23 protein-coding genes are annotated in these 26,049 nt (G+C 64.8%); 17 read left to right on the plus strand and 6 right to left on the minus strand.

The genetic code is table 11. The annotated features are described in order from the left end of the window. Positions 1-2: 2 nt before the first annotated feature. From AB4118_RS00470 to AB4118_RS00490, 5 genes are all read left to right on the plus strand, one after another. On the plus strand, positions 3-1,199 hold the full coding sequence (locus AB4118_RS00470) for an amidase (protein WP_441487876.1): 1,197 nt from the start codon (positions 3-5) through the stop codon (positions 1,197-1,199). Between the two features lie 10 nt (positions 1,200-1,209). Further along, a complete protein-coding gene (gene nthA / locus AB4118_RS00475; RefSeq protein WP_441487877.1) occupies positions 1,210-1,839 on the plus strand; it encodes a nitrile hydratase subunit alpha in 630 nt (209 codons plus the stop codon). Then, positions 1,836-2,495: a nitrile hydratase subunit beta gene (gene nthB / locus AB4118_RS00480; RefSeq protein WP_441487878.1), complete on the plus strand. Its 660-nt coding sequence runs from the start codon at positions 1,836-1,838 to the stop codon at positions 2,493-2,495. The genes nthA and nthB overlap by 4 nt, the downstream gene beginning before the upstream one ends. Beyond that, on the plus strand, positions 2,482-2,871 hold the full coding sequence (locus AB4118_RS00485; RefSeq protein WP_441487879.1) for a nitrile hydratase accessory protein: 390 nt from the start codon (positions 2,482-2,484) through the stop codon (positions 2,869-2,871). The genes nthB and AB4118_RS00485 overlap by 14 nt, the downstream gene beginning before the upstream one ends. A 130-nt stretch (positions 2,872-3,001) precedes the next feature. Then, entirely contained in the window at positions 3,002-3,943 is a 942-nt protein-coding gene (locus AB4118_RS00490; RefSeq protein ID WP_441487880.1) for a DUF6454 family protein, read from the plus strand. Positions 3,944-3,987: 44 nt separating this feature from the next. Here AB4118_RS00490 and AB4118_RS00495 read toward each other — a convergent pair whose 3' ends face one another. Both AB4118_RS00495 and AB4118_RS00500 read right to left on the minus strand, forming a co-directional pair. Continuing rightward, positions 3,988-5,007 (minus strand): nickel/cobalt transporter, encoded by a 1,020-nt coding sequence (locus AB4118_RS00495; protein ID WP_441487881.1) that lies wholly within the window; start codon positions 5,005-5,007, stop codon positions 3,988-3,990. Beyond that, positions 4,998-5,648, minus strand: a complete 651-nt coding sequence (locus AB4118_RS00500) for a DUF1007 family protein (protein ID WP_441487882.1) — start codon at positions 5,646-5,648, stop codon at positions 4,998-5,000. The genes AB4118_RS00495 and AB4118_RS00500 overlap by 10 nt, the downstream gene beginning before the upstream one ends. A 256-nt stretch (positions 5,649-5,904) precedes the next feature. Between AB4118_RS00500 and AB4118_RS00505 the strand changes: the two genes are divergently transcribed. Both AB4118_RS00505 and AB4118_RS00510 read left to right on the plus strand, forming a co-directional pair. Then, the gene (locus AB4118_RS00505; RefSeq protein WP_441487883.1) at positions 5,905-9,462 is read left to right on the plus strand and encodes an indolepyruvate ferredoxin oxidoreductase family protein; all 3,558 of its coding nucleotides are present in this window, start codon (positions 5,905-5,907) and stop codon (positions 9,460-9,462) included. Between the two features lie 126 nt (positions 9,463-9,588). Further along, positions 9,589-10,182 (plus strand): LysE family translocator, encoded by a 594-nt coding sequence (locus AB4118_RS00510; RefSeq protein WP_441487884.1) that lies wholly within the window; start codon positions 9,589-9,591, stop codon positions 10,180-10,182. 39 nt (positions 10,183-10,221) lie between these two features. Here AB4118_RS00510 and AB4118_RS00515 read toward each other — a convergent pair whose 3' ends face one another. Then, the gene (locus AB4118_RS00515) at positions 10,222-10,698 is read right to left on the minus strand and encodes a winged helix-turn-helix transcriptional regulator (protein ID WP_441487885.1); all 477 of its coding nucleotides are present in this window, start codon (positions 10,696-10,698) and stop codon (positions 10,222-10,224) included. A 105-nt stretch (positions 10,699-10,803) separates the two neighbouring features. Here AB4118_RS00515 and AB4118_RS00520 point away from each other — a divergent pair, with 105 nt between their 5' ends. Together AB4118_RS00520 and AB4118_RS00525 are read left to right on the plus strand one after the other, a co-directional pair. After that, positions 10,804-12,081 (plus strand): MFS transporter, encoded by a 1,278-nt coding sequence (locus AB4118_RS00520; RefSeq protein ID WP_441487886.1) that lies wholly within the window; start codon positions 10,804-10,806, stop codon positions 12,079-12,081. Positions 12,082-12,200: 119 nt separating this feature from the next. Then, a complete protein-coding gene (locus AB4118_RS00525) occupies positions 12,201-12,875 on the plus strand; it encodes a Crp/Fnr family transcriptional regulator (RefSeq protein WP_441487887.1) in 675 nt (224 codons plus the stop codon). Between the two features lie 27 nt (positions 12,876-12,902). Here AB4118_RS00525 and AB4118_RS00530 read toward each other — a convergent pair whose 3' ends face one another. Then, positions 12,903-13,643 carry a bestrophin-like domain gene (locus AB4118_RS00530; RefSeq protein ID WP_441487888.1) on the minus strand — a complete coding sequence of 247 codons (741 nt, stop codon included), beginning with the start codon at positions 13,641-13,643 and terminating at the stop codon, positions 12,903-12,905. Positions 13,644-14,024: 381 nt separating this feature from the next. Here AB4118_RS00530 and AB4118_RS00535 point away from each other — a divergent pair, with 381 nt between their 5' ends. The 8 genes from AB4118_RS00535 (at position 14,025) to AB4118_RS00570 (ending at position 23,534) form a co-directional block, all read left to right on the plus strand. Then, a complete protein-coding gene (locus AB4118_RS00535; RefSeq protein ID WP_441488331.1) occupies positions 14,025-15,962 on the plus strand; it encodes an AMP-dependent synthetase/ligase in 1,938 nt (645 codons plus the stop codon). Beyond that, positions 15,959-16,777 (plus strand): ABC transporter ATP-binding protein, encoded by an 819-nt coding sequence (locus tag AB4118_RS00540; RefSeq protein ID WP_441487889.1) that lies wholly within the window; start codon positions 15,959-15,961, stop codon positions 16,775-16,777. Before AB4118_RS00535 ends, AB4118_RS00540 begins: the two co-directional genes overlap by 4 nt. A gap of 340 nt (positions 16,778-17,117) precedes the next feature. Continuing rightward, positions 17,118-18,032 (plus strand): branched-chain amino acid ABC transporter permease, encoded by a 915-nt coding sequence (locus AB4118_RS00545; protein ID WP_441488332.1) that lies wholly within the window; start codon positions 17,118-17,120, stop codon positions 18,030-18,032. A gap of 12 nt (positions 18,033-18,044) precedes the next feature. Beyond that, positions 18,045-19,124 (plus strand): branched-chain amino acid ABC transporter permease, encoded by a 1,080-nt coding sequence (locus tag AB4118_RS00550; protein WP_441487890.1) that lies wholly within the window; start codon positions 18,045-18,047, stop codon positions 19,122-19,124. A 118-nt stretch (positions 19,125-19,242) separates the two neighbouring features. After that, positions 19,243-20,574, plus strand: a complete 1,332-nt coding sequence (locus AB4118_RS00555) for an ABC transporter substrate-binding protein (RefSeq protein ID WP_441487891.1) — start codon at positions 19,243-19,245, stop codon at positions 20,572-20,574. A gap of 150 nt (positions 20,575-20,724) precedes the next feature. After that, positions 20,725-21,570, plus strand: a complete 846-nt coding sequence (locus AB4118_RS00560) for an ABC transporter ATP-binding protein (protein WP_069879081.1) — start codon at positions 20,725-20,727, stop codon at positions 21,568-21,570. Between the two features lie 24 nt (positions 21,571-21,594). Continuing rightward, on the plus strand, positions 21,595-22,275 hold the full coding sequence (locus AB4118_RS00565) for a zinc metallopeptidase (RefSeq protein ID WP_441487892.1): 681 nt from the start codon (positions 21,595-21,597) through the stop codon (positions 22,273-22,275). A 26-nt stretch (positions 22,276-22,301) separates the two neighbouring features. Beyond that, complete coding sequence (locus tag AB4118_RS00570; RefSeq protein ID WP_441487893.1) at positions 22,302-23,534, plus strand: phenylacetate--CoA ligase family protein; 1,233 nt, start codon at positions 22,302-22,304, stop codon at positions 23,532-23,534. Positions 23,535-23,678: 144 nt separating this feature from the next. On the opposite strand, the gene ung is transcribed toward AB4118_RS00570, so the two are convergent. Both ung and AB4118_RS00580 read right to left on the minus strand, forming a co-directional pair. Beyond that, the gene (gene ung, locus AB4118_RS00575) at positions 23,679-24,380 is read right to left on the minus strand and encodes a uracil-DNA glycosylase (protein WP_441487894.1); all 702 of its coding nucleotides are present in this window, start codon (positions 24,378-24,380) and stop codon (positions 23,679-23,681) included. Continuing rightward, on the minus strand, positions 24,377-25,897 hold the full coding sequence (locus tag AB4118_RS00580) for a bifunctional metallophosphatase/5'-nucleotidase (RefSeq protein WP_441487895.1): 1,521 nt from the start codon (positions 25,895-25,897) through the stop codon (positions 24,377-24,379). The genes ung and AB4118_RS00580 overlap by 4 nt, the downstream gene beginning before the upstream one ends. Between the last annotated feature and the right edge of the window lie 152 nt (positions 25,898-26,049).

Below are 26,049 nucleotides of genomic sequence, written 5' to 3' on the forward strand. Positions count from 1 at the left end.
TGATGGTCAAGGACGATCCCTTCCGCTGTTTCATGCCCTATCCGGACGCGCCGGTTAAGAACGCGCCGGATGGCCCGCTCGCCGGACTGACGCTCGCGGTCAAGGACCTGTTCGACGTTAAGGGCTACCCCACGGGGGCGGGTTCGCCGACGGTGCTGGCGCAGTCGGGGATCAAGACCAAGACGGCGCCGATCGTGAAGGCGCTGCTGGATGCCGGGGCTCGCTTCGTCGGCAAGACGATCACCGACGAACTCGCCTTTTCGATGAATGGCAAGAACGCGCATTTCGGCGCGCCGATCAATCCGGCTGCGCCCGACCGCATCACCGGCGGCTCGTCCTCGGGCTCGATGGCGGCCGTTGCCGGCAAGCTTGCCGATATCGCGCTTGGCTCCGACACGGGCGGCTCTGTCCGCGCGCCGGCGAGCTATGGTGGGCTGTTCGGCATCAGGCCGACACATGGCCGACTTTCACTGAAGCGGACCTGGCCGCTGGCCGAGAGCCTGGATACACCGGGCTGGTTCGCGCGCGACGGCAAGACCTTTGCCCGCGTCGCCGATGTCGTGCTCGGCAAGGATCGGTCGGTCCTACCGGAGATCCCGCGTCTCCTGCTGGCACAGGACATGTTTGCGCAAGCGACGCCGGATGCCGAGAATGTGCTGCGCAATGTCGTGCAGCGCGCGATGCCGCTGATGGGTCAGCCCGAGACCGTCAAGGTCGCCCGCGATATCGATGCGCTCTATTGGGCGTTCCGCTGGGTGCAAGGGCGCGATGCCTGGAACGCCGACGGCGTGATGATCGAGCGGTTCCATCCGCCGCTCGGACCGGGCGTCGCCGAGCGCTTCGCCTTTGCGAAATCAGTGAGTGACGAGGACTACGCCAAGGGCGAAAGTCTGCGCAAGGCCTTCCGGGCCAAGCTTGCGCGGCTGCTGGGCTCGGACGGTGTCTTGATCCTGCCGACGGTGCCGGATATCGCGCCGCTGGTCAGCGCGACCGAAGGCGAGCTGGAGGATTTCCGCAACCGGGCACTGCGGCTACTCTGCCTGTCCGGGCTCTCCGGCTTTCCGCAGGTGACGATTCCGGCGGCCCAGCGCGACGCGGCGCCGCTCGGCCTGTCTCTGATCGGGCCGAAGGGCTCGGACAAGTCGCTTGTGCATTTCGCCGTCAAGTTCGAGCGGGCGGCACGGATCAGGATTGCGTGAGGAGGCTGCCATGAGCGGGCACGATCACCACCACCATCATCACGACCATGACAATCACTTCACGCCGATCGAGGCGCGGGTGAAGGCGCTGGAAACGCTCCTCGTCGCCAAGGGCTATGTCGACCCGGCGGCGCTCGATGCCATTGTCGAGACCTACGAGACCAAGGTCGGCCCGCGCAATGGCGCGCTGGTCGTGGCGAAGGCCTGGACGGACCCCGCTTTCGCAGAACGGCTCAGGCAGGACGGCACGGCGGCCGTCGCCGAGCTCGGCTATGGCGGCCGTGGCGGGGAGCATATCGTTGCGGTGTTCAACACTCCCGACGAGCACAATCTGATCGTCTGCACGCTGTGCTCCTGCTATCCGTGGCCGGTGCTCGGCCTGCCGCCGGTCTGGTACAAGTCGCCGCCCTATCGCTCGCGCGCCGTCATCGATCCGCGCGGCGTGCTGGCCGATTTTGGCGTGACGCTGCCCGCGGGCCAGCGCATCCGGGTTTGGGATTCAACCGCCGAGACGCGCTTCCTCGTCATCCCGCAGCGCCCTGCCGGTACCGAGGGCTGGGACGAGGAGAGGCTTGCCGGCATCGTCACGCGGGATTCGATGATCGGCGTCGGGTTGCCGAAGGCGGGAGCGTCAGCATGAATGGCGGGCAGGATCTCGGCGGCCAGATGGGCTTCGGGCCCGTTATGCCGGAGCCGAACGAGCCGGTCTTCCATGGCGGATGGGAGAGCCGCATGCTCGCGCTGAACGTCGCGGCAGGCGCCATGGGGCACTGGACCATCGACGAGATCCGGCATGCGCGCGAGAGCATCCCGCCGGCAGATTACCTTTCCTTCTCCTATTACGAGATCTGGTACGAAGGGTTGCGGACGGTGCTGCAGCGGCACGGCTTTGCGACGCCGGCGGAGATGGACAGCGGCGCGTCGGTCGGGTCCGGGACGACACCCAAGCGGGTGTTGAACGGGGCGGATGTCCCGGCTGTCTTGCAACGCGGCTTTCCCTATGAGCGCGAGGCTTCGGCGCCTGCGCTGTTTGCTGTCGGCGATCGTGTGCGCACCATCGTGATGCACCCGGCCGGCCATACTCGCCTGCCACGCTATGCCCGCGGCAAGCTCGGCCGGATCGAGGCCATCCGCGGCAACCACGTCTTCCCCGATACCGGCGCCCATGGTGCACCGGAAACAGCGCAATGGCTCTATACCGTGGTCTTCAGTGGCCCCGAACTCTGGGGCCGCGATGCGGACCCGACGTCCAGCGTCAGCGTCGAGGCGTGGGAGAGCTATCTTGAGCCGGCCTGACGCAGCCCTTGCCGATGCGCTCGCAGCGGGCACGCCGATCCCGCGCGATGCGGAAGGGCCGGTCTTTGCGGAACCCTGGCAGGCCCAGGCCTTCGCGCTGGTCGTTGCGCTGCAGAACCGGGGCATCTTTTCCGCTCAGGAATGGGCGGAAGCCCTCGGGGCCGAAATCCGGGAGGCGGTCGCGGCCGGCGGCTGCCGCGACGGTTCCGATTATTACGAACGCTGGTGCGAGGCGCTGGAGCATCTCCTGATCGCCAAGGGGCTGGCCTCGCATGAGGGCGTCGACGCGCTCGCGGCGTCCTGGGAGCGCGCGGCCGAGGCGACGCCGCATGGCAAGCCGATCCTGCTGGAGAACGACCCGCAGCGCGTGAGCTGAGGGCGCGCAACGCTTCGGCATCACTGCGGCGTGGACTTGTCACATGAGTTTGTCGGGCGCTGGATAGGGGACGACATCGCGATCGGCATCGGCTCTGCTTTCGGAGAAACATGCCGTCTGGGAGGCCCTGATGAAAAGGACGATGACTTGCCTGGTCGGCCTTGCCGGCTTGTTGCTGTCCGCGCCTGCCCATGCGGCCGATCCGGCCCTCAACGGGCGTATCGAAAAGCTCACCCGCAACACGCAATGGACGCAGAAAGCTGCCGTTCCGCTGCAATTCCCGACACATCACCCGCAAGGCATGCTGAAGATCGGCGATGCCTTCTTCGTCTCCTCGGTCGAGATCACGAAGCCGACGACCCGCTTCTCCGAACCCCGGGATGGCTATGATCGTGATACCGGCGAGGGCGTCGGCCATCTCTTCAAGGTCGATGCCGAGGGGAAGCTCCTGGCCAGCATCACGCTCGGCGAGGGCTCGATGTACCACCCGGGCGGGATCGACTTCGATGGCAAGCATATCTGGGTGACGGTTGCCGAGTATCGACCGAACAGTCAGTCGATCGTCTACAAGGTCGATCCGGAGACGCTGAAGGCGACCGAGGTGCTGCGTTTCAAGGACCATATCGGCGGCATCGTCCACAATACAGACGACAAATCGCTGCATGGGGTAAGCTGGGGTTCGCGCCGCTTCTACAAATGGACCCTGGACGGCGAGGGCCGGGTGACCAATCCAGACGTGGCGCCTGAACAACTGCGGGTCATCAATCCCGCGCTCTATATCGACTATCAGGACTGCCACTATATCGGCATGAGCCGGATGCTCTGCTCCGGCTTCAACGCCTATCGCGCGACGAAGGACGGGCCGATCTTTCGCCTCGGCGGGTTCGAGATCGTCGACCTCAGGGATAATCGGCCCGTCTATCAGGTACCGATCGAGCTCTGGTCGCCGTCTGGATTGCCGATGACGCAGAATCCGTTCTGGGTCGAGCCGACTGTTGACGGCGTGCGGGCCCATTTCATCCCGGATGACGACAAGTCGGTGCTCTTCACCTACGAGGCGACGGCCAAGTAAGGGCGACGAAGCAAAACGGACGCAAGCGCGGCGGCGCCGGGAGCTCAGTTCCCCTGGGCGGCCCAGAGGCCGAGGAACAGGGCCGTTCCGAGCACGGCGACGAAAGCGGCGGCGAGCAGTTCGAGCCCTGCGATCGCTCTTGCTCCGCGCAGGCTGCTGCCTCCGGCCAGTTTCAGGGCTGCGAACTTGAAGAAGACCGCGAGCGCAGCAAGCGCTCCCGTGGTCAGGGCCGTGCCGAGCGCCATGGCGAAGGTCGCGGCGATGCCGGCCCAGAGCAGCCCCTGCGAGAAGGCGAAGACGAGAATAATGAGAGCGCCGGCGCAAGGACGCAGGCCCGCCGCGAAAACCACGCCGGCCATCTCACGCCAGCCGCGCAATCGGGCGATCTCGTCGGGACCGGGCATGTGAACATGGTCGCAGGCCGGATCATGGGCGGCGGCATCGCCCGACAGGGCGAGCAGCGCCCCGGCCTTGCGCCAAAGCACCCATAGTCCGACCAGCCCGACCAGCGCGAAACTCGCCTGCTCGATCAGCGTCGTCGTCGCGCTCATGGTAGCAGCCGTCGCTCGAAGGGCGATCGTCAGGGTCAGGACCAATGCAATGGCGACCAGTGCCTGGAGGATCGCGGCGGCAAAGCTCAAGGCGAGGCCACGCCTGAGGCTGCGATTATCGGCGACGATATAGCCGGAGATGACCGCCTTGCCGTGGCCGGGGCCGGCTGCATGAAAGACGCCATAGCCGAAGGCGAGAGCAAGCAGGCCGGGCAGGGCCGCACTGCTGGCGTGGATCGCCTTCAGCGTCGCGGTGAGTTCGCGATAGAAGGCCGATTGCCAGGACAGGAGCAGCGCGCCGATGCCCGTCGTCGAAGGCAGGGCCTCGCGGGGCAGGGCAGTCCCGAAGGGGTTGCGCGGTGGCGGGGGCGGTGGTGGGCTTACGCTGGCAATCACATAGGCCAGCATGGCAAGGGTGCCGGCAACGGCCAGAAGCGCGAGGGCCATCAGGGCGAGCCGACGCGAGACGATCGGCAGGCGTAGCGATGTCGAACGCGCGAGACTCAGGGACATGCGACCAGCGCGCGCGTCGTGACCTGGTATCCGCTCATGTCGGGCTGGGCTGTGATGTCCTCCTGCGCGAGCTTCTGCTGGACGGCTGCGTCGAGTTTGGGCGGACGAGCGATGCGGACGACGCACCCCTTGGGTGCATCGCGCGCGATCACCGCGTCAGCGGCCTCGGCGATGTCGAAGGCGACGAAATAGGTCGGGTCACCGATCTCGATGCCGAAGGACCGATTGGCGGTGGCTGGCTGCTTGAGGGGCAGGACATAGGTCAAGGTCAGGATCTTGTTCTCGAAGGCGAGCGCAGCCTCGCTGGGCTCGCCGAAGGCCTGCACCTTGCCGTTCGCCTTGGCGATGGTGAAGAAGCCGACATCGGGCAGGGATTCCATGTTGACCTTGGCGAGTTCCGCCAGCTCGTCGGGCGTCAGCTTGCCGTCGCCATTCTTGTCGAGCCCCTGCGTAATGAAGGCGGAATAAGCCTCGTCAAAACTCCAGATATGCTTCAGCGCCTTCACGCTGCCGTCGGGAGCGTAGATGATCTCGGTGCGCGCACTGACGAAGACATGGGGATGCGCGGCCGCGAGGCCGGTGAACCCGAACCAGGCCGCAAGTCCGGCGAGAATGAGAAGGCCGCGGCGGCATCGGGTCACGACAGGGAATCCCTCGATTTCAGCGGCGAAGCTGGCCCGACATGGTTAACCAACCGTAAACGGCGGCCGATGCCAAGGCCGGTTCCAAGCCCACCCATCACTCGCAAAGGGGGCCAAATCGCGGCGCATTCTGGAACGATCCCAGGGTGATTGACCGTAACGAGACGATATGTCAGCATTACTGACATAATATCAAGTTGGAGGCCGGACCAACTGGCCCCATTCTGCCGTAACGGGACGATCGGGGAGGTCGGCCATGGCCGAGATGGAACAGAAGTCCGGCACCGCAGACCTGGCCGAGGCCGGTGCGTTGCGCGAGGTCGCGCTGGACGACAAATACGACCTCTCGAAACAGCAGATATTCCTGACCGGGACGCAGGCGATCGCGCGCATGCTGATGGTCCAGCGCGAGCGCGACCGCCGCGCCGGCCTGAACACGGCGGGCTTCGTTTCGGGCTATCGCGGCTCGCCGCTGGGAGGGCTCGACCAGCAATTGCTACGGGCCGGCAAACAGCTCAAGGCCTCCGATATCGTCTTCCAGCCGGGGCTGAACGAGGATCTGGCCGCGACCGCGGTCTGGGGCACTCAGCAGGCCGAGCTGCAGGGCGAAGGCAAGCATGACGGCGTCTTCGCGCTCTGGTACGGCAAGGGCCCGGGTGTAGACCGCAGCGGCGACGTCTTCCGCCACGGCAACATGGCGGGCACCTCGCCCCATGGCGGCGTCATCTGCCTGATGGGCGACGACCACACCGCTGAATCGTCCACCAATGCGCATCAGACCGAGTTTGTCTTCGTCGACCGGATGATGCCGATCCTGAACCCGGCCGGCGTTCAGGAGATCATGGATTATTCCCTGCACGGCATCGCGCTCTCGCGTTTTGCCTCGGTCTGGGTCGGCATCAAATGCGTGAAGGACAATATCGAGTCGACGGCCTCCGTCGATGGCTCGGTCGACCGGGTCAAGATCGTGACGCCGGACGATTTCGTCATGCCGCCGGGCGGGTTGAGCATCCGCCGCGAGCTGGATTTCGTCGATCAGGAGAAGCGGCTGCATATCCACAAGCGCGCCGCGATGCTGGCCTATCTGCGCGCCAACAAGCTCAACCAGACCATCACCTCCGGGGGCAAGAAGCCGCGCATCGGCATCATCACGGTCGGAAAATCCTATCTCGATGTCCGCCAGGCGATGGAGGATCTCGGCATCGACGAGGTTCGCGCCAATGATCTCGGCATCCGCCTGTTCAAGGTCGCCTGCCCCTGGCCGATCGATCCGGGCGAGCTGAAGGATTTTGCCTCAAAGCTCGATCTCGTCATGGTGGTCGAGGAAAAGCGTTCGCTGATCGAGGTGCAGGTCCGCGAGGAGCTCTACGGCTCCAAGCACCAGCCGATGGTAATCGGCAAGAAGGACGAGAAGGGCGAATGGCTCTTCCCGGTCCATGGCGCGCTCGATCCCAACGACGTCGCGATCGCGCTTGGCGCGCGGCTGCTGCAATACAAGGACGACCCGGCGCTACGGGGCCGGCTTGAGGAGATCGCCCAGGCGCAGGGGCGCCTCGCCGAGGCGCAGGATATCGCCAAGCGAACGCCGTACTATTGCTCGGGCTGCCCGCATAACAGCTCCACCGTGGTGCCCGAAGGCTCGCGCGCCTATGCCGGCATCGGCTGCCATTACATGGTGCAGTGGATGGACCGGAGCACTGCAGGCTTCACCCAGATGGGCGGAGAAGGCGCGAACTGGATCGGCGAAGCGCCGTTCTCGACGCGCCAGCACGTTTTCCAGAATCTCGGCGACGGCACCTATACCCATTCCGGCTCGCTCGCGATCCGCTGGGCGGTCGCTGCTGGCGTCAACGTCACCTACAAGCTGCTCTATAACGATGCGGTCGCCATGACCGGCGGCCAGCAGGCGGAAGGGCATCTGACCCCCGACCAGATGGCTCGCCAGATTGCAGCCGAAGGCGTGCATCGCGTTGCGGTGGTCAGTGATGAACCGGACAAATACCCGCCGGGCACGCAATGGCCTGCCGGCACGACGATCCATCATCGCGATGACCTCGATGCCGTGCAGCGCGAGCTTGCGCAGGTTCCGGGCGTGTCGTTGCTGCTTTACGACCAGACCTGTGCCACCGAGAAGCGCCGCCGGCGCAAGCGTGGTGCCTATCCCGATCCCGACAAGCGGGTGATCGTCAACGAACTCGTCTGCGAAGGCTGCGGCGATTGCGGCGTGCAGTCGAACTGCGTCTCCGTGCAGCCGCTGGAGACCGAGTTCGGCCGCAAGCGCCAGATCGACCAGTCGAACTGCAACAAGGACTTTTCCTGCGTGAAGGGCTTCTGCCCCTCCTTCGTTACTGTGCATGGCGCTCGGCCGAAGAAGGCGGCGCCGCGCCGGCTCGATGCCGGCGCGCTCAGCGCAGGCGAGCTTCCAGAGCCGCAGGTTCCGGCCCTCGATCGCAGTTTCGCGGTCGTCGTCACCGGTGTCGGCGGCACCGGCGTGGTGACGATCGGCGCCATTCTCGGCATGGCGGCGCATCTCGAGGGCAAGGGCTGCGGCATGATCGACATGGCCGGTCTTGCCCAGAAGGGCGGGGCGGTCTTCAGCCATGTCAAGCTCGCGCCGCGGCCCGAAGACATTCACGCCATTCGCGTCGCCGCCGGTCAGGCGGATCTGGTGCTCGGTTGCGATCTCACCGTCACTGGCTCGAAGAAGGTCCTTGGCGCGATACGACCGGACGGCGCGATCGTCGTGGTCAATACAGCCGAGAGCATGCCGGGGGATTTCACTCGCAATGCCGATTTCTCGCTGCCCATCGAGCGGCTGAAACGGGCGATCATCTCGGCATCAGGGCGTGAGCGGACGCATCTCGTCGATGCGACGGCGGCTGCGAACGCTTTCCTCGGCAACGCCATTGCTGCCAACATGTTCATGCTCGGTTATGCGTGGCAGTTCGGCGGCGTGCCGCTGTCGCGCGCCTCGCTGCTCCGAGCGATCGAGCTCAACGGCGAAGCGGTCGCCATGAACAAGCAGGCCTTCGAGCTCGGCCGGCGTGCGGCGCATGATCCGGACGCTCTGATCTGTGCCCTTGCGGAGGCCAAGGCGCCGACACGGGCGCGGCATCTCTCCGAGACGCTGGAAGAGATCATCGCGCGTCGCGTCGATTATCTCACTGCCTACCAGAATGCGGCCTATGCGGCGCGCTATCGCCATCTTGTCGCGCGCATCCAGGTCAAGGAAGTGCAGGTCATGCCGGGGCAGAGCGCGCTTGCCGAAAGCGTGGCGCGCTATCTCTTCAAGCTGATGGCCTACAAGGACGAGTATGAGGTTGCGCGGCTCTATGCGGATGGCTCGTTCCAGAAGCAGGTGGCCGCCACCTTCGAGAAGGACAGCGCTTCGGGTGAGAGGCTGCGCTACGAGTTTCATCTCGCGCCGCCTCTGCTCGCCAAGGTCGATCCCCATACCGGCCTGCCGCGGAAGATGAGCTTCGGCCCCTGGATGATGAAGGCCTTCGGCCTGCTGGCGAAACTGAAGGGCCTGCGCGGCACGGCCTTCGACATCTTCGGCCGTACCGAGGAGCGCAGAACGGAGCGCCGGCTGATCGCTGAATACGACGCGCTGATCGGCGAGCTGGTGAACCGGCTGACACCGGAGAACCATGCGCTCTGCGTGGCACTGACGGCAATTCCGGAGAAGATCCGTGGTTTTGGCCATGTCAAGGAACGCCACCTCAAGCAGGCTAAGGCCGAGGAGACCGATCTCCTGGCCCGGCTGCGTGACGGCTCGGCTGCGGCATTGGCCATGCCGAGAGCGGCCGAGTAGACGGACCTGACCGGGGTCGTCCCAGGGGGATGACCTCCGCCGTCCGGTTTGGTCCGCACGATCGTTCAAGACATTCAGCCGCCCGGGCCTGACAACATGCTGCTCATCCACCAGTGGAGGCGCAGCATGGAGGGGTTGTTCGGTTTCGTCCTTGCCGGGCTCGCACTCGCGGGCAGTCCCGGACCTGCCACTTTGAGCCTGGCTGCAACCGGTGCTGCCTTCGGGGCCCGCGAGGGGCTCGTCTATGCTGCCGGCATCACCAGCGGCATGGCCGCGGTCATCGCGATCACCGCCAGCGGCATGGTCGGGGTGCTGATGGCGCTGCCTGGCGTAGCGCCGGTGGTGACGGTCGCTGCGGCCGGGTATTTTCTCTATCTGGCCTATCGCATCGCCACTGCACCACCCTTGAGCGAGGCGAGCGAACGCGGTGAGCGACCGTCCTTCGCAGCAGGTGCCCTGCTGTCGCTCGTCAACCCGAAGGGCTATGCGGCGATGGCTGCGCTGTTCTCCGGTTTCGTCCTGTTGCGCGAGCGGGTTGCCGCCGATGCGCTGGCGAAGGCGGCTGTGCTGATGGCGATCATCGCCGCGGTCAATCTGCTCTGGCTCGCCACGGGAGCGGCGCTGACCCGCTGTTTTCGTCGGCCGCGGCTGAATCGGGCCATCAATATCGTCTTCGCGGTCCTGCTGATTGCGTCGGTCGCATTTGCGCTGGTGCGTTGAGGCTCGCCCGTAGGCAAATGCGGCCGGTCGACTGCAGGTTTAGGCCCCGCCATGGGGCCGTGTGGACGGTGGTGCGGCCAAGCGCACGGTCGTGTTGAGCGGGCCAAGGACCCGCCCGTCGGCGGAATGCAGTTCGAGGCGCCCGACAGGCAGTCCGGTTTCGTTGTCGATGAGTGCGGAATGGGGCTCGCCCGGCTCGTAGCACTGGTCCTCCCCCCATTGCCGCAATCCAGCAACGACGACGAACAGGCCGCGGCCCTTCTGCGTCAGCACATATTCCTGATAGGCGCTGCCATCCGAAGCGGGCGCGATCTCAAGAATGCCGAGTTCGACAAGATTGCGCAGCCGTGCGGCGAGGATGCCCTTGGCGACGCCGAGGCTCTTCTGGAATTCACCGAAGCGCCGCACGTCGCTGAACGCATCGCGAATGATCAGGAGAGACCACCAGTCGCCGATCGCGTCCAGGGCGCGGGCGACGGGGCAATCCGCATCCCTGAGGCTGGTGCGTTTGACCATCGGTTTCCGTCTCACTTCCCCGTGATGTCCGGTTCCAAAATAGGACTGGATTCAGCTACATGCAACATGGTTCCATTATAGAACCATGTTGCATGGGATAACCTAATGAAGCCTCTGAACTCAGCCACCCCCGCCATATCCCGGGTCGAGCCTCCCAGCGGCCGCAATGCCCCGGGACAGGAAGACGGAGCCAGCGCGCGCCAGGGCCTCTCCCACGCGGTAACGCTGCTCTTCGCCGTCGCCTGCGGCCTCAGCGTGGCAAACATTTATTATGCCCAGCCGCTGCTCGATGTGATGGCGCGCGATCTCGCGATCAGTCCGGCCGCGATCGGCGGCGTGGTGACGGTGACGCAAGTCGGCTACGCGCTCGGGCTGGTCTTCATCGTGCCGCTTGGCGATCTGCTCGATCGTCGGCGGTTGATCGGCACGCAAGCGCTGCTCTCAGGCCTGGCACTGCTTGTCGTCGGCTTGGCGCCGAGCGCAGCCGTCCTGCTGGCGGGGATGGTGGCAGTTGGCCTGCTCGCAGTCGTCGTGCAGGTGCTCGTTGCCTTTGCGGCCAGCATGGCGGCAGACGAGGAGCGCGGGCGGACCGTGGGCAGGATCACGAGCGGGATCGTGATCGGCATTCTCCTGGCGCGGTTCGCTTCGGGAGTGCTCGCCGATATCGGGGGCTGGCGCCTGGTCTATCTGGCGTCGGCGGTGCTCTCCGTGCTGATGGCCTTCCTGCTGTTCCGGGTGCTGCCGAAGCATGAGCGCGCCGCGGCGAGGATCTCCTATCCGGAGTTACTCGCGTCTGTGGTGGGCCTGTTCGTTGGGGAGCCGATCCTGCGAGTACGCGCCGTGCTCGCCTTGTTGATCTTTGCCAGTTTCAGCGTGTTCTGGACGTCGCTGGTCCTGCCGCTCAGCGCCGCACCTTTCTCCCTGTCCCATACCGAGATCGGGATGTTCGGTCTCGTCGGGCTGGCGGGGGCACTTGCTGCCGCCCGTGCCGGATCGCTCGCGGACCGAGGATTCGGTCAGCGCGTCACCGGTCTTTCGCTGGGCCTGCTGGTGCTGTCCTGGGTCCCGATCGCCTCGATGAGCGCATCGCTCTGGAACCTGATTATCGGCGTTGTCCTGCTCGATCTCGCGATCCAGGCCGTGCATATCACCAACCAGACCATGATCTTCGCGGTGCGGCCCGATGCCCGAAGCCGGCTCGTCGGCGGCTATATGGTGTTCTATTCGATTGGCAGCGCGCTAGGCTCGATCGCCTCAACCATGGTCCATGCCCGCGCAGGCTGGACTGGCGTCTGCGTGCTGGGAGCCTCGATCAGCCTGTTGGCGCTGCTGTTCTGGGCGGCGACCCGCCGGCACCAGCCCGCAGAGATCCGGGCCGAATGACCCGAAGAGCCCGTGCCAAACCCCGCTTGGTGCGCCGGGCTTGAGTTGGCCGTCCATGACGCCGCATACTGAGTCGGCATTGCGGGCTCGTGCCCGTTCTAACGCGCGGTGAACATGCCTTGATCTCTCCCGAAGACCTGCGCCGCATCGCTGCCTGGTCGCGCGACCTGAAGCCGGAAGAATTTGAGGAAGCGCGACGCGGAATCAGCCTGAAATCCTACGGGAAGGGCAACTACATCTGTCATGTCGGCGACCGGCTCGAGTCCTGGACCGGTGTCGCCGAGGGGCTGGTGAAGATGAGCACCACCTCGAAGGAAGGTAAATCCGCGACACTGGCCGGCCTGCGTGCGGGGGCCTGGTTCGGAGAGGGCACGGTGATCAAGGCTGAGCTGCGCCGCTATGATCTGGTGGCGCTACGCGACACCCAGCTCGCGCTGATGCGGCGCTCGACCTTCCTCTGGCTGTTCGAACACAGCGCGGCGTTCAATCGCTTCCTCGTCCATCAGTTCAATGAGCGGCTCGGCCAGTTCATCGCACTGGCGGAGACCGAGCGGATGCTGGACTCGACCGCCCGTCTCGCCCGCAATCTTGCCTGGCTGTTCAACCCGATCCTGTATCCCGGCCAGAGCCTGACACTCGCGATTTCGCAGGAAGAGCTCGGCCTGCTCGCCGGCATGTCGCGGCAGATGGCCAATCAGGGGCTTGCTAAGCTTGCAGACCTAGGTCTGCTCGAGGTCGGCCACGGAGCGGTGACTGTCCTCGATCTGGATCGGCTCGCGCGTTACGACGGCTAGGGAACGCAGACACTCCAGTGTGCCTGATCACTCTCGGCCGAGGCGTTCGAATGCCTGTTTCAAGGGAGCGTCCGAGATCCGGATGAAGCCGAGATAGGGATGGTCCATGTCGATGATCAGCACCAGCGCTCCGGTCACCGACAAGGCGCAGACGAACAAAGTCGCCATAACCGTTCCATTGCCCGGGGCCAACAGACCGAACGAGGCGAAGAGCAAGGCGAGCCAGAACACGAGGATGGCCAGGAATGCGCCGGGAAATCCTCCCACTTCCGTTTCGGCGCGCATCCATCGCGCCTCCGCAATCTGTCCGCTGAGTTGAAGGGCGCGCGCCTGGAGCCAGCGCTGGGAGTCGGTTTGCGGCGACAGGTTTCGCAGCGCCCCCTGGACCGTTTCGATATCCAGACCGTCGTCGAGCGACCGTTCGCTGCCGGCATCGCTCAACCTGATCTCGAGAAGCTTGTGGAGCGTTTCCCGCGTTTCCCTCGTCTCCTGGCCGTACTGCGCCATGACGCGGTCGAGCAGGAGTACGCGCGCCGCCGTTGTTCTCAAGCCCGTCCCGGCCTCGTCGAATGATCGTTTCGCTGAGGCGATCAAGAGGCCAAGCGCGAGCGCCGAGAGCGTTCCAACGACTGCCGTCGCAAGCTTGATGGCGTCCCGGGACTCCGGACTCAGGTGATGTTCCGGCAGGCGTGCGCGCAAAAACATCCCGATCAAGGCCGCGCCGAACACGCACAAAAAGGCTATGCAGCCGATGACGTAAGGATCCATGGAGCGGCGCCTGGTTGGTGGCTGCCTTGCGGTGTCGTTTTTCAGAACATCGAAGAAGACAGCTCAGTCAATTCGCGCAACTCCTAGGGATAGGAGTGGCCGGCTGGATCTGGCAGGTCCCGAATTCAGGCTTGCCGAAGTCTCCAGAACGGCAAGGATTCACGCTCTCGCACACTTCGGCGGGACAATAGCGACCAAATAACAAGTTGTCTGTCAAGTGCCTCCTTGCGAAGATGTGTCGGGCCTGCAAGGCTTGCATGAACAAAGAGGTCGGAACCGGCCCGGAAAGAAGGCTGCTGCAATGTACGGCGGCCGGACAGGGAGAACGCAACCGTGCCAAGCGCAACCGCCGGCCAGGCGGATACCTTTCCGAAATTGCTGATGCGCAATGCGCGCGAGCGCGGCAGCCGCACGGCATACCGGCACAAGGATCTCGGCATCTGGCAATCCTGGAACTGGGCCGAGATGGCCGAGCAGGTTCGTGCCTATGCCAAGGGATTGCAGGAACTCGGTCTCAAGCGCGGCGAGAAGGTCGCGATCATCGGCTACAACCGGCCACGCCTCTACTGGTCGATGTGCGCGGCGCAGTGGCTCGGCGCCATTCCGGTGCCGGTCTATGCCGATTCCGTCGCTGACGAGATGGCCTATGTGCTCGACCATGCCGAGGCGGTCTTTGCCTGCGTCCAGGACCAGGAGCAGGTCGACAAGGTGCTCTCGATCGCCGACCGCCTGCCGCGCCTGAGGAACATGCTCTACGACGAGTCGCGTGGCCTGCGTGATTACGACCATGCCAAGCTGCACGACATTGGTCGCGTGATCGAGGCCGGGGCCAAGGCCCTGAAGGCGAATTCAGCAGCGTCGGCCGGGCTCGACCGCGAGATGGAGGCCGGGACCGGCTCGGACCTCGCTGTCATCCTCTACACCTCGGGTACCACCGGCCGCCCCAAGGGCGTGATGCTCAGCCATTACAATGTCATCACGGCGGCCGAGATCGGCTGCCAGTTCGACGGGCTGAACGAGGAAGACGAGGTCATCGCCTATCTGCCGATCGCCTGGGTCGGCGACCACGTCTTCTCCTATGCGCAGGCGATCGTCGCCGGCTTCTGCGTCAACTGCCCGGAAGGGCCGGAGACGGTGATCGATGATCGCCGCGAGGTCGGCACGACCTACGCTTTCGCGCCGCCGCGGGTCTTCGAGAACATGCTGACCATCACCATGGTGCGCATGGAGGATGCCGGGCCGTTGATGCGCAAGATGTTCCATTTCTTCCTCGGCGTGGCGAAGAAGCATGGTGAGAAGATCCTGAACGGCGAACCGGTCCCGCTCGGAGCGCGGCTGCTCTACAAGCTCGGCGACGCGTTGATCTACGCTCCGCTGCGCAATCGTTTCGGCCTGACCAGCATCAAGGTCGGCTACACCGCCGGCGAGGCGATCGGCCCCGAGATCTTCCGCTTCTACCGGTCGATCGGCGTCAACCTGAAGCAGCTCTACGGCCAGACCGAGGCCGGGGTCTACATCACCATGCAGCCCAATGGCGAAATTCGGGCCGACACCGTCGGCCGCCCGGCGCCGCTGGTCGAGATCAAACTCGATGAGAATGGCGAGGTCCTCTACCGGTCGCCCTCCATCTTCGGCGGCTATTACAAGGATCCGGAGAAGACGGCAGAGACGATGACCGCGGATGGTTATGTCCGTTCCGGCGATGCCGGTTTCTTCGACGAGACCGGCCATCTCAAAATCATCGACCGGGCCAAGGATGTCGGGAAACTCAATTCCGGCGAGCTGTTCCCGCCGAAATACATCGAGAACAAGCTCAAGTTCTATCCGAACATCAAGGAGGCGGTCGCTTTCGGCCAAGGCCGCGACTACGCGACGGTTGCGCTCAATATCGACCTGACGGCCGTCGGCAACTGGGCCGAGCGCAACAATGTCGTCTATGCCTCCTATCAGGAACTGGCCGGCCACGATCTCGTCTACGGCATGATCGCCAAACATATCGACGAGGTGAACAAGTCGCTGGCGTCCGAGCCGGCGATGGGCGGAGCCCAGGTCAAGCGCTTCCTGATCCTGCACAAGGAACTCGACGCCGACGATGGCGAGCTGACGCGGACCCAGAAGGTCCGGCGCGGCTTCATCGCCGAACGCTACGCGCCCCTGGTGAACGCGCTCTATGACGGCTCGAGTGAGGCCGACATCTCTACCGAAGTCACCTTCGAGGATGGCCGCAAGGGCGTGATTTCCGCAAGGGTCAAGGTGCGTGACGCCAAGACCTACCCGGCAACGGCGCCCGAGCGACCTGGCGCGGCGAGGGCAGCATGAATGCGGAACCCATGAACGTCACCGGCACGCCGATCCCCGCCAAGAAGGGCGAGATCCTGCTCTCGGTCGAGAATGTCTCGCTGCGCTTCGGCGGCGTGAAGGCGATCTCCGGCGTCTCCTTCGACATCCGCAAGGGCGAGGTGCGCGCCATCATCGGCCCCAACGGGGCCGGCAAGACCTCGATGCTGAATTGCATCAATGGTTTCTATCATCCGCAGGAAGGCCAGATCACCTACAAGGGCGTGCGCCGCACCAGGATGAAGCCGCATCAGGCGGCTGCGGCCGGCATCGCGCGGACCTTCCAGAACGTCGCGCTGTTCAAGGGCATGTCGACGCTCGACAACATCATGACCGGGCGCACGCTGAAGATGCGGCGCGGCTTCTTCTGGCAGGCCTTGCGACAGGGGCCGGCGATGGCCGAGGAGATCGAGCACCGCAAGGTGGTCGAGGACATCATCGACTTCCTGCAGATCGAGCACATCCGCAAGCTGCCGGTCGGCAAGCTGCCCTACGGGCTGCAGAAGCGTGTCGAGCTGGGCCGCGCGCTGGCGATGGAGCCGGAACTCCTGCTGCTCGACGAGCCGATGGCCGGCATGAACCTCGAGGAGAAGGAGGACATGTGCCGCTTCATCCTCGACGTGAACAACCAGTTCGGCACGACGATCGCGCTGATCGAGCACGACATGGGCGTGGTCATGGACCTGTCCGACCGTGTCGTCGTGCTCGAATACGGCCGCAAGATCGCCGACGGCACTCCCGACGAGGTCAAACAGGATCAGAAGGTAATCGATGCCTATCTCGGCGTGGCGCATTGAGGGAGGCATCAATGCTGCACGGATCCGAGACGCGGAGTTCGAAGGGGATGCCAGCTGATGTCGGGATCATCGAAGCTTCCACTTGCGACCCCGAGCGTCGCCGTCCTGTGCGCGGGGCCTGTCGGCCTTGCCCGGATCTGGAGACGGCCATGACGCGATCGCCAACCAAGGACATCCAGCCATGAGCGAAGTCGCTGCGCGGCCTGCGCCCAACCTGCTCAGCAATGGCTGGATCAAGACCGGCCTCATTCTTGTGGGCATCATCCTTGCCGCGATCGTCGGTGCACAGCTCGATTCCTCCGGCACGCTGCACAAGGTGTTGATCGACCCGTTCCAGCAAATGGTTTCGGCTCCGGACCTGCTGGTTCAGACGATCTGGGAAGGGCTCGTTTCGGGCGTGCTCTATGCGCTGATCGCGCTCGGCTTCGTGCTGATCTTCAAGGCATCGGGCGTCTTCAACTTCGCCCAGGGCATCATGGTCGTCTTTGCGGCGCTAACGCTGGTCGGCCTGCATGAGAAGGGCGTACCGGCGTTCCTGGCCGTCATCCTGACGCTCGGCGTGATGTTCCTGCTCGCCTTCACCATCGAGCGGGTGGTGCTGCGTCCGCTGGTCAACCAGCCCGACATCATCCTGTTCATGGCGACTTTCGGCATCACCTATTTCCTGATCGGGTTCGGCGAGGCCGTCTTCGGCGGCAACCCGAAGCAGATGATCACGAGCGAACTCTACCTGCCGAAGGGGGCGATCGACGCGAAGATCCTCGGCGGCTTCGTCTCCTTCCAGAAGATCGATATCGCGGCCGCGATCATCGCCTCGATCATGATCGCTGCGCTGGCCGTGTTCTTCCAATACACGCGCATCGGCCGGGCGCTGCGCGCGGTCGCCGACAGCCACAAGGCGGCGCTCTCGGTCGGCATCTCGCTGAACCAGATCTGGGTCATCGTCTGGTTCACCGCCGGCATTGTCGCACTGATCACCGGCATCATGTGGGGTGCGCGTTCGGACGTGTCCTTCGCGCTGGAGATCGTGGCGCTGAAAGCGCTGCCGGTGCTGATCCTCGGCGGCTTCACCTCGATCCCGGGCGCCATTGTCGGCGGGCTGATCATCGGCATCGGCGAGAAGCTCGGCGAGTTCTACTGGGGGCCGCTGATCGGCGGCGGCATCGAGAGCTGGCTCGCCTATTTCATCGCGCTCGGCTTCCTGCTGTTCCGGCCGCAGGGCCTGTTCGGCGACAAGATCATCGAACGAATTTGAAGGGCTGAAACCGTGTTCTATCGCGAAGCCGGCCAATACAAGAGCACCTATGCCGCCGACATGGCCGTGTTCCCGCTCCGTCAGGACCGGATCGGCATTGCGGTCATCCTCGCCATCGCCCTCATCGGCATCCCGTTGATCGGCAACGACTTCTTCATCGCGACGGTGATGATTCCGTTCCTGGTCTTCTCACTGGCTGCGATCGGGCTCAACATCCTCACGGGCTATACCGGGCTGATCTCGCTCGGTACGGCTGCCTTCATGGGTGTGGGCGCCTATGCCTGCTACAAGCTGACGACCCTCTTTCCAGGCGTGAACATCATCGTCCTGATCTTGGTCTCCGGCCTGTTTTCGGCCGCGATCGGCGTGCTGTTCGGGCTGCCCTCACTGCGCATCAAGGGCTTCTATCTCGCGGTCGCGACGCTTGCCGCGCAGTTCTTCCTGCAATGGGCCTTCGTGCGCGTGCCGTGGCTGTTCAACTACAATGCGTCTGGGGCCATCGAGGTGCCGCTGCGCAGCCTGTTCGGCGTCCCGGTCACGGGTGCCTCGGCCTCGGCGGAAACGCGCTACTTCGTCTGCCTCGGTCTTGTCGTCGTCCTGACCTGGTTCGCCTCGAACCTGGTGCACGGCAGGCTCGGCCGCTCCTGGATGGCGGTGCGCGACATGGATATCGCGGCCGAACTGATGGGTATCAAGCTGCTGAACGCCAAGCTGCTCGCCTTCGCAGTGTCGTCCTTCTATGCCGGCGTCGCCGGCGCGATGATGATCTTCCTCTGGTATGGCGGCGGCGAAGCCGCGGACGTCTTCAACATCCGCCTGTCGTTCAACATCCTGTTCATGGTGATCATCGGGGGCCTGGGCTCGCTGATCGGCTCCTTCTTCGGCGCGGCTTTCATCGCGAGCCTGCCGACCATCCTGAAATTCGGCCTGCCGGCGCTCGGCGTGCCGCTCTCGGGCGCGGCTGCCGAGCATGTCACCTTCATGCTGGTCGGCGCCCTGATCATCATCTTCCTGATCGTCGAGCCGCACGGCCTGGCGCGGCTCTGGCAGATCACGAAGCAGAAGTTGCGGACGTGGCCCTTCCCCTATTGAGGCGCGTGCCTCGGCCGGGAGGGCCCAAGAATACGACCCGCCGCCATCGTCAAGCGGAGGGCAGGAGACAACGGGCAGGCCGTGAAAAGGTCGCCCGATGCAACCACGGAGGGAACAGATGAAGAAGACTGGTTTGATGAAGGGCGCGGCGCTCGGCGCGCTGCTCGCGGCGGGAGCGGTGATCGCTCCGGTGGCGGCGCAGGACAGCGTCTATTTCGCCAACAATGCCTATCGCACCGGACCGTTCTCGGGCTCCGGCATCCCGATCGGCGACGGCATGCGCGACTATATCGCGATGATCAACGAGCGCGACGGCGGCGTGAACGGCGTCAAGGTCATCTATGAGGAATGCGAGACCGGCTACGACACCAAGAAGTCGATCGAGTGCTACGAGCAGGCGAAGTCGAAGAACACGATCGTCTACAGCCCGTGGTCGACCGGCGCGACGCTGGCTGCGATCCCGCGTGCCCATATCGACAAGATCCCGATCCTGTCGATGGCCTATGGCCTGTCTGCTTCGGCCGAAGGCTCGACCTTCCCCTGGGTTTTCATCCCGCCCTTCACCTATTGGGATGGCGCCTCGGTCATGGTCAAGCACATGGCCAATGAGTTCGGCGGCATGGACAAGCTCAAGGGCAAGAAGCTCGGCCTGATCCATCTGGATGCGCCCTTCGGCAAGGAGCCGATCCCGGTTCTTGAGAACCTCGCCAAGAAATACGGCTTCGAGCTCAAGCTGTATCCGGTCGCTGCAGCCGACATGCAGAACCAGGGCTCGCTCTGGCTCTCGATCCGGCGTGACCGCCCGGACTACCTCTACAACCAGGGCTGGGGCGCGATGAACCCGACGGCCGTGAAGGAGGCCATCAAGAACGGCTTCCCGATCAACAAGCTGGTCGGCGTCTGGTGGGCCGGCGGCGACGATGATGCGCGGGCCGGCGGGGCCGAGGCAAAGGGCTACAAGTCGCTCAACTTCAATGCGGCGGGCACCAATTTCCCGGTCATCCAGGACATCATCAAACATGTCGTGGAGAAGGGTAAGAGCCTGGCGCCGAAGGAGAAGGTCGGCGAGAACCTCTATAACCGCGGCGTCTACAACTCGATGCTCGTGGTCGAGGCGATCCGCAACGCGCAGAAGCTCACCGGCAAGAAGGTGGTCAATGCCGAGGACATGCGCCGTGGTCTCGAGGGCCTCAACATCACCGAGGCCCGCCTGAAGGAAATCGGCATGGAGGGTTTCGGCACCCCGTCGACGATCTCCTGCAGCGACCATTCCGGCCATAGCAAGATGTATGTCGCCGAATGGGACGGCACCAAGTGGACCAAGGGTTCGGACTGGATCGAGCCGCTGAAGGACGAGGTGCGTCCGCTGATCGAGGCCGCCGCCAAGGACTATGCCGAGAAGAACGCCGGCTGGCCGAAGCGGACCGAGTCCTGCGAGAAGTCGTCCTGATGTGAGCGCAGCCTTCTCCCCTCTGGGGGAGGAGGCACCTGCGAAGCAGACGGACGAGGGCGGCAGCGCCTGACCTCGTCCGTCCTTCACTCATCCGATCCGGCTGTGCCGGATCACCTTCTCCCCACAAGGAGAGGGAAGGAGCACGCAATGTCGACCGCCACCCTCGAGAAGCCCGCCCCCGCCGCTGCGACGGACACCATCCTGTCGCTGAACAATATCGAGGTGATCTATGATCACGTCATCCTGGTGCTCAAGGGCGTCTCCCTGCAGGTGCCGCGCAAGGGCATTGTCGCAATCCTCGGCGCCAATGGCGCGGGCAAGACGACGACGCTGAAGGCGATCTCGAACCTGCTCAAGGCCGAGCGCGGCGAGGTCACCAAGGGCTCGATCGTGTTCGATGGCGAGCGGGTCGATCGGATGTCGCCGAACGAACTCGTCCGGCGCGGCTGCATCCAGGTCATGGAAGGCCGCCATTGCTTCGGCCATCTCTCGATCGAGGAGAACCTGCTGACCGGCGCCTTCACCCGGCGCGACGGCAATGCCGCGATCAAGCGCGACCTCGAGAAGATCTATGAGCTGTTCCCGCGCCTGAAGCAGCGGCGCAATTCGCAGGCCGGCTATACCTCGGGTGGCGAGCAGCAGATGTGCGCGGTCGGCCGCGCCATGATGTCGAAGCCCAAGATGATCCTGCTCGATGAACCGTCGATGGGGCTGGCGCCGCAGATCGTCGAGGAGATCTTCGAGATCGTCCGTCGTCTCAATGCGGAGGACGGCGTTTCCTTCCTCGTCGCCGAGCAGAACACCAACATGGCGCTGCGCTACGCAACCTATGGCTACATCATGGAGACGGGCCGCGTCGTCATGGATGGCGAGGCGCAGATGCTGCGCGAAAACGAGGACGTGAAGGAATTTTATCTGGGCGTGGCCGAGGGCGACAAGAAATCGTTCCGCGACGTCAAGAGCTACAAGCGCCGCAAGCGCTGGCTTTCGTGATCCGGACAAGGCGGAAGCGGTCGGATGCTCTATCTCGTGCTCGCAGTGCTGCTGATCGCGCTGATCTTCGGGCCGCAGGCCTGGGTGCGCGGCCAGATGCGCAAGCATGCGGCCGCCCGGCCGGATCTGCCGGGAACCGGAGGCGAACTCGCCCGGCACCTGCTTGATCGATTCTCGCTTGATGCCGTCACGGTCGAGGCCTCCGCGGCGGGCGATCACTATGATCCCGATGCGCGTGCGGTCAGGCTCTCGCCTGACAATCACGATGGGCGCTCGATCACGGCCGTCGCAGTGGCGGCGCATGAGGTCGGGCATGCCATCCAGCACGCGCAAGGCAGCTCGCTCTTTGCCTGGCGTACGGCGCTCGCGCGCTTCCTCGGCATCTTCGACAAGGTCGCGATGGCGATCCTGCTCACTGCGCCTCTGGTGATGGCCGTCACCCATGTTCCTGCGATCGGACTGATGCAGGCCGGCATCGCCATCGCAATGCTCGGCGTCGGTCTTGTCGTGCATCTCGTGACGCTGCCGCTGGAGTTCGACGCGAGCTTCGGCAAGGCGCTGCCGATCCTGTCCAGAGACGGCTATCTCGACGGGCGCGACCTACCGGCAGCGCGCGGCGTGCTGAGGGCGGCCGCCTTTACCTATGTGGCCGGCGCTCTCGTCGGCCTCCTCAATTTCCTGCGCATCCTGCGCATCATCCGCTGAGCCAAAGCTCCGCAAGGACAAAAGCGATGAGCGATCATCTCGACGATCTCGAAATCCGCACTTCCGACGCGCGCGAGGCCGATCTCTTCGCGAGGCTGAGGCCCGTGCTCGAGGCTGCCTTATCCGCGCCTGCCTATGCCGAGCGGCTGAAGGGGCTCAACACGGCAGCGATCACCGATCGCAATGCGCTGTCGCGGCTGCCGGTGCTCCGCAAGGCCGACCTGCCGGCACTGCACAGGGGCACCCCGCCCTTCGGCGGTTTCGTGCCGGCATCGCCTGGGTCCTTTGGCCGGTTGTTCACCTCGCCCGGCCCGATTTTCGAGCCCGAGGGCACGGGAGTTGATCCTTGGGGTGCGGCGCGCGGGCTCTTTGCGGCCGGTTTCCGTCGCGGCGATATCGTCATCAATACCTTCAGCTACCACCTGACGCCGGGCGGATTCATCATGGATTCGGCCGCACGTGCGCTTGGATGCGCCGTGATACCGGCCGGCCCGGGCAATACCGAGCAGCAGATGGAGGTGATCTCGGCCTATCGGCCGCAGGCCTATGCCGGCACGCCGGATTTCCTGAAGATCCTGATCGAGGCCGCCGAGGCGCGTGGCGTCGATATCTCCTGCATCAAGCGCGCGGTGGTGTCGGGGGCTGCCTTCCCGCCCTCGCTGCAGGCTTGGGTCAAGGAGCGCGGCATCGATGCCTATCAGCTCTATGCCACCGCCGATATCGGCGTCATCGCCTATGAGACGTCGGCGCGCGAAGGCATGCTTCTGAACGAGAACCTGATCGTCGAGATCGTGCGGCCGGGTACGGGCGATCCTGTGGCCGAAGGCGAGGTTGGCGAGATCGTCGTCACCAATCTCGATCCGCATCACCCGCAGATCAGGCTGGCCGTCGGGGATCTCACGGCTGTGCTGCCGGGCGCGAGCGCGTGCGGCCGGAGCAATACGCGCATCAAGGGCTGGATGGGGCGCGCCGACCAGACCGCCAAGATCAAGGGCATGTTCGTGCGGCCAGAGCAGGTCGCCGAGATCGCCAGGCGGCACGCGGAGATCGCCAAGCTCAGGCTGGTCATCGGCCGCGCCGACGAGCTCGACACGATGACGCTCAAGGCCGAGATCTATGCCGAGCCTGCCGGACTTGTCGATGCGATGTCCTCGACCCTGCAGCAGGTGACAAAGCTCAAGGGAGCGGTGGAGATCCTGCCGCTCGGGGCATTGCCCAATGACGGGAAGGTCATCGCCGACGAGCGGCCGGTGGGATAGGAATGGCGCCAGGTCCACGATCCCCGTCCGCCGACGCGACGGTCCGTGCTTCCAGTGTCTGCGTGCAGGATAGGCTGTGCTCCGCTTCCCGTAGCCATGCCGGTCGGCTCGGGAGGTTGAAGCGATCCAACGGCGTCGCGCCCGTCACCAGGCGATCGGCGCCTCGCCCTTCGCCACCAGCCATTCATTCGCCCGGCTGAACGGCTTTGACCCGAAGAAGCCTCGCCGTGCCGAAAGTGGCGATGGATGCGCGCTGGCGATCACGTGGTGCCGGCGCTCGTCGATCAGGCCGCGCTTGGCCTGGGCCAGAGCACCCCAGAGCAGGAAAACGACATGCGGGCGCGAGGTAGAGACAGCGGTGATAATCGCGTCCGTCACCGCCCCCCAGCCGAGCGAGAGATGCGAGCCCGCCTTGCTCGCGCCTTCGCGCACCGTCAGGGCCGTGTTGAGCAACAGCACACCCTGCGAGGCCCAGGATGACAGGTCGCCGCTCACCGGTGCGGCCTGTCCGAGATCCTCCGTCCGCTCCCTGTAGATATTGACCAGCGAACGCGGCAGAGGCGGCGGGCCGACATAGGAGAAGGCAAGGCCATTGGCATGGCCGGGTGTCGGATAGGGGTCCTGGCCGAGCACGAATGCCCGCACTGTCTCGAATGGCGTTTCCGCCAGGGCTGCGAGCAGCCGTTCAGGTGCGGGCGCCACGACATGCCCGGCCGCGCGCTCGGCATCGGCAGCCGCGGCCGCCCGCTCTGCAGCGCCTCCAGGACGGAAGACAGCGAGTTCGCGCCAGTCCTTGCTTGCCCGACTTGCCAGAAAGCGCGTCAGCGCCGCCGCATAACCGCTCACTTCAGGACGGCCCGTCCCTCGACCTTTGCGTCGACGGTGCCGAGTCGGCGCAGATAGACCATGACCTCGTTCGCCATGAGCTTGCCGTCGGTCAGGCCGAGCAACGTCCGGCCGCGGCCGAGCGCAGTGTAGCCATCGCCGCCTTCCAGCATGAAATTGTTGGAGGCGACCGTGTACTTGCCGGTGGGCTCGATCGGCTTGCCGTCGACGGTGACAGCTGTGACGCGCGAGCCCTGCGGCTGCTTGAGATCGGCCTCGAAGCTGAGACCCGAGACCACAGGGAAACGCCCCGCGCCTTGCGGTGCGTCCCTCAGCCCGTTCTCGATCGCGTCCTTCACGTCCTTGCCGGTGATCTCGACCATCACGGTGGCGTTGCCGAAGGGCAGCTCGCTCAGCACGTCGCGCCGGGTGACCTTATGGCCAGCGGCGTATTGCTTGTTGGCTCGGATGCCGCCGGCATTGGTGATGGCGAGTTGGGCGCCCGTTGCAGCGCGGATCGCATCGGCGATCAGGTTGCCGATCGCGGTTTCCTGCGTGCGGATCATGCTGGTGCGGGAATCGAGCGGGGCGGCGAGCGTCGCGATTTCGATGTCGAGTTCCTTCGACAGCTCGCTCTCGTAGCCTTTGACGATCGCGGCAACCTCCGGATCGGGCGTTGCAGCGCGGGAATCGTTGACGCGAAATGTCGGCGTCCACTCGACACGGCGATTGGCGCCCTCGCCGGTCACCTTCGCAGCGATATCGATGGCGGTGACGTAATTGCCCTCCTCGTTCGATTCCACCATCACGACCTTGCCGTCATAGGCGATGGCGAGATCGTGGTCGTGCCCGGTGAGCAGGATGTCGACGACGCGCGAGCGCACGATCGTCAAATCCGTGGCGCGGTCGGCATGGACCACACCGACGAGGATATCGGCGCCCTGCGACTTCAACGCCCGCGCCTCGCGCCGCAAGGCCTCCATGGTCGAGGAGAATTTCAGGTCGCCGGGATTGGAGAGCTGCGGCGTCGGATCATAGGTGGTGCCGATGACGCCGACCTTGATGCCGCCAAGCTCGAAGATCTGCGAGTCCTTGTGGCCGGGCAGCGCGTTGCCGGCGGCGTCACGCAGGTTCGCGGCAAAGGTCGGGTAGGTCTGGGCGGCGGTGAGCTTGAGGTAATTGTCCTTGCCGAAGTCGAACTCGTGGTTGCCGGGCACGAAGACGTCGATGCCCATCTTGTTCTGCATCGTGACGATATGGGCGCCCTGGTCGAAGCCCGACATCAGGGAGGGGGAGTAGCAGTCGCCCGCGTGGCAGAAGAGCACGGGTATGCCGCGAGCCCGTTCGGCCTTGGCGATGCCCGAGGCGCGGGCGAAGCCGCCGCGGCCCTTGTCGTCGCTCATCTTGTAGATGTCGTTGAGCAGCAGCAGCGTGAAGGCAGGGGCCGGAGCTTGCGCCCTGGCAACCGGCGCGGTGGCGGCAAGCGCGGCCGGGGCGGCAAGGACGCCGAGAGCGCGGCGACGGGTCAGCTTGGTCATGGAGCAAGGCCCTGTTGAGAAGAAATCCAGATTAGCAAACCGCGTGCCGCTGACCAGCGGAAACGGTTAGCCGATTATGCAGGGGTGCCGATGTCGCACCCCGGGCCTTCGCGGCTGGACGAATGCTCTAACTCGTCTAAATCACGAAGAAA

It is taken from the genome of Allobosea sp. 2RAB26 (assembly GCF_052115465.1).
In the GTDB taxonomy this organism is placed as follows: domain Bacteria; phylum Pseudomonadota; class Alphaproteobacteria; order Rhizobiales; family Beijerinckiaceae; genus Allobosea.

Bases quoted from the DNA above. Each gene is read 5' to 3' on its own strand.
- AB4118_RS00570 (WP_441487893.1), top strand. From the start codon at position 22,302: ATGAGCGATCATCTCGACGATCTCGAAATCCGCACTTCCGACGCGCGC.
- nthA (WP_441487877.1), top strand. From the start codon at position 1,210: ATGAGCGGGCACGATCACCACCACCATCATCACGACCATGACAATCAC.
- AB4118_RS00545 (WP_441488332.1), top strand. From the start codon at position 17,118: ATGGTTTCGGCTCCGGACCTGCTGGTTCAGACGATCTGGGAAGGGCTC.
- AB4118_RS00505 (WP_441487883.1), top strand. From the start codon at position 5,905: ATGGCCGAGATGGAACAGAAGTCCGGCACCGCAGACCTGGCCGAGGCC.
- AB4118_RS00555 (WP_441487891.1), top strand. From the start codon at position 19,243: ATGAAGAAGACTGGTTTGATGAAGGGCGCGGCGCTCGGCGCGCTGCTC.
- AB4118_RS00520 (WP_441487886.1), top strand. From the start codon at position 10,804: ATGAAGCCTCTGAACTCAGCCACCCCCGCCATATCCCGGGTCGAGCCT.
- nthB (WP_441487878.1), top strand. From the start codon at position 1,836: ATGAATGGCGGGCAGGATCTCGGCGGCCAGATGGGCTTCGGGCCCGTT.
- AB4118_RS00580 (WP_441487895.1), bottom strand. From the start codon at position 25,897: ATGACCAAGCTGACCCGTCGCCGCGCTCTCGGCGTCCTTGCCGCCCCG.
- AB4118_RS00530 (WP_441487888.1), bottom strand. From the start codon at position 13,643: ATGGATCCTTACGTCATCGGCTGCATAGCCTTTTTGTGCGTGTTCGGC.
- AB4118_RS00565 (WP_441487892.1), top strand. From the start codon at position 21,595: ATGCTCTATCTCGTGCTCGCAGTGCTGCTGATCGCGCTGATCTTCGGG.
- AB4118_RS00535 (WP_441488331.1), top strand. From the start codon at position 14,025: ATGCGCAATGCGCGCGAGCGCGGCAGCCGCACGGCATACCGGCACAAG.
- AB4118_RS00510 (WP_441487884.1), top strand. From the start codon at position 9,589: ATGGAGGGGTTGTTCGGTTTCGTCCTTGCCGGGCTCGCACTCGCGGGC.
- AB4118_RS00540 (WP_441487889.1), top strand. From the start codon at position 15,959: ATGAATGCGGAACCCATGAACGTCACCGGCACGCCGATCCCCGCCAAG.
- AB4118_RS00470 (WP_441487876.1), top strand. From the start codon at position 3: ATGGTCAAGGACGATCCCTTCCGCTGTTTCATGCCCTATCCGGACGCG.
- AB4118_RS00515 (WP_441487885.1), bottom strand. From the start codon at position 10,698: ATGGTCAAACGCACCAGCCTCAGGGATGCGGATTGCCCCGTCGCCCGC.
- AB4118_RS00560 (WP_069879081.1), top strand. From the start codon at position 20,725: ATGTCGACCGCCACCCTCGAGAAGCCCGCCCCCGCCGCTGCGACGGAC.
- AB4118_RS00495 (WP_441487881.1), bottom strand. From the start codon at position 5,007: ATGTCCCTGAGTCTCGCGCGTTCGACATCGCTACGCCTGCCGATCGTC.
- AB4118_RS00490 (WP_441487880.1), top strand. From the start codon at position 3,002: ATGAAAAGGACGATGACTTGCCTGGTCGGCCTTGCCGGCTTGTTGCTG.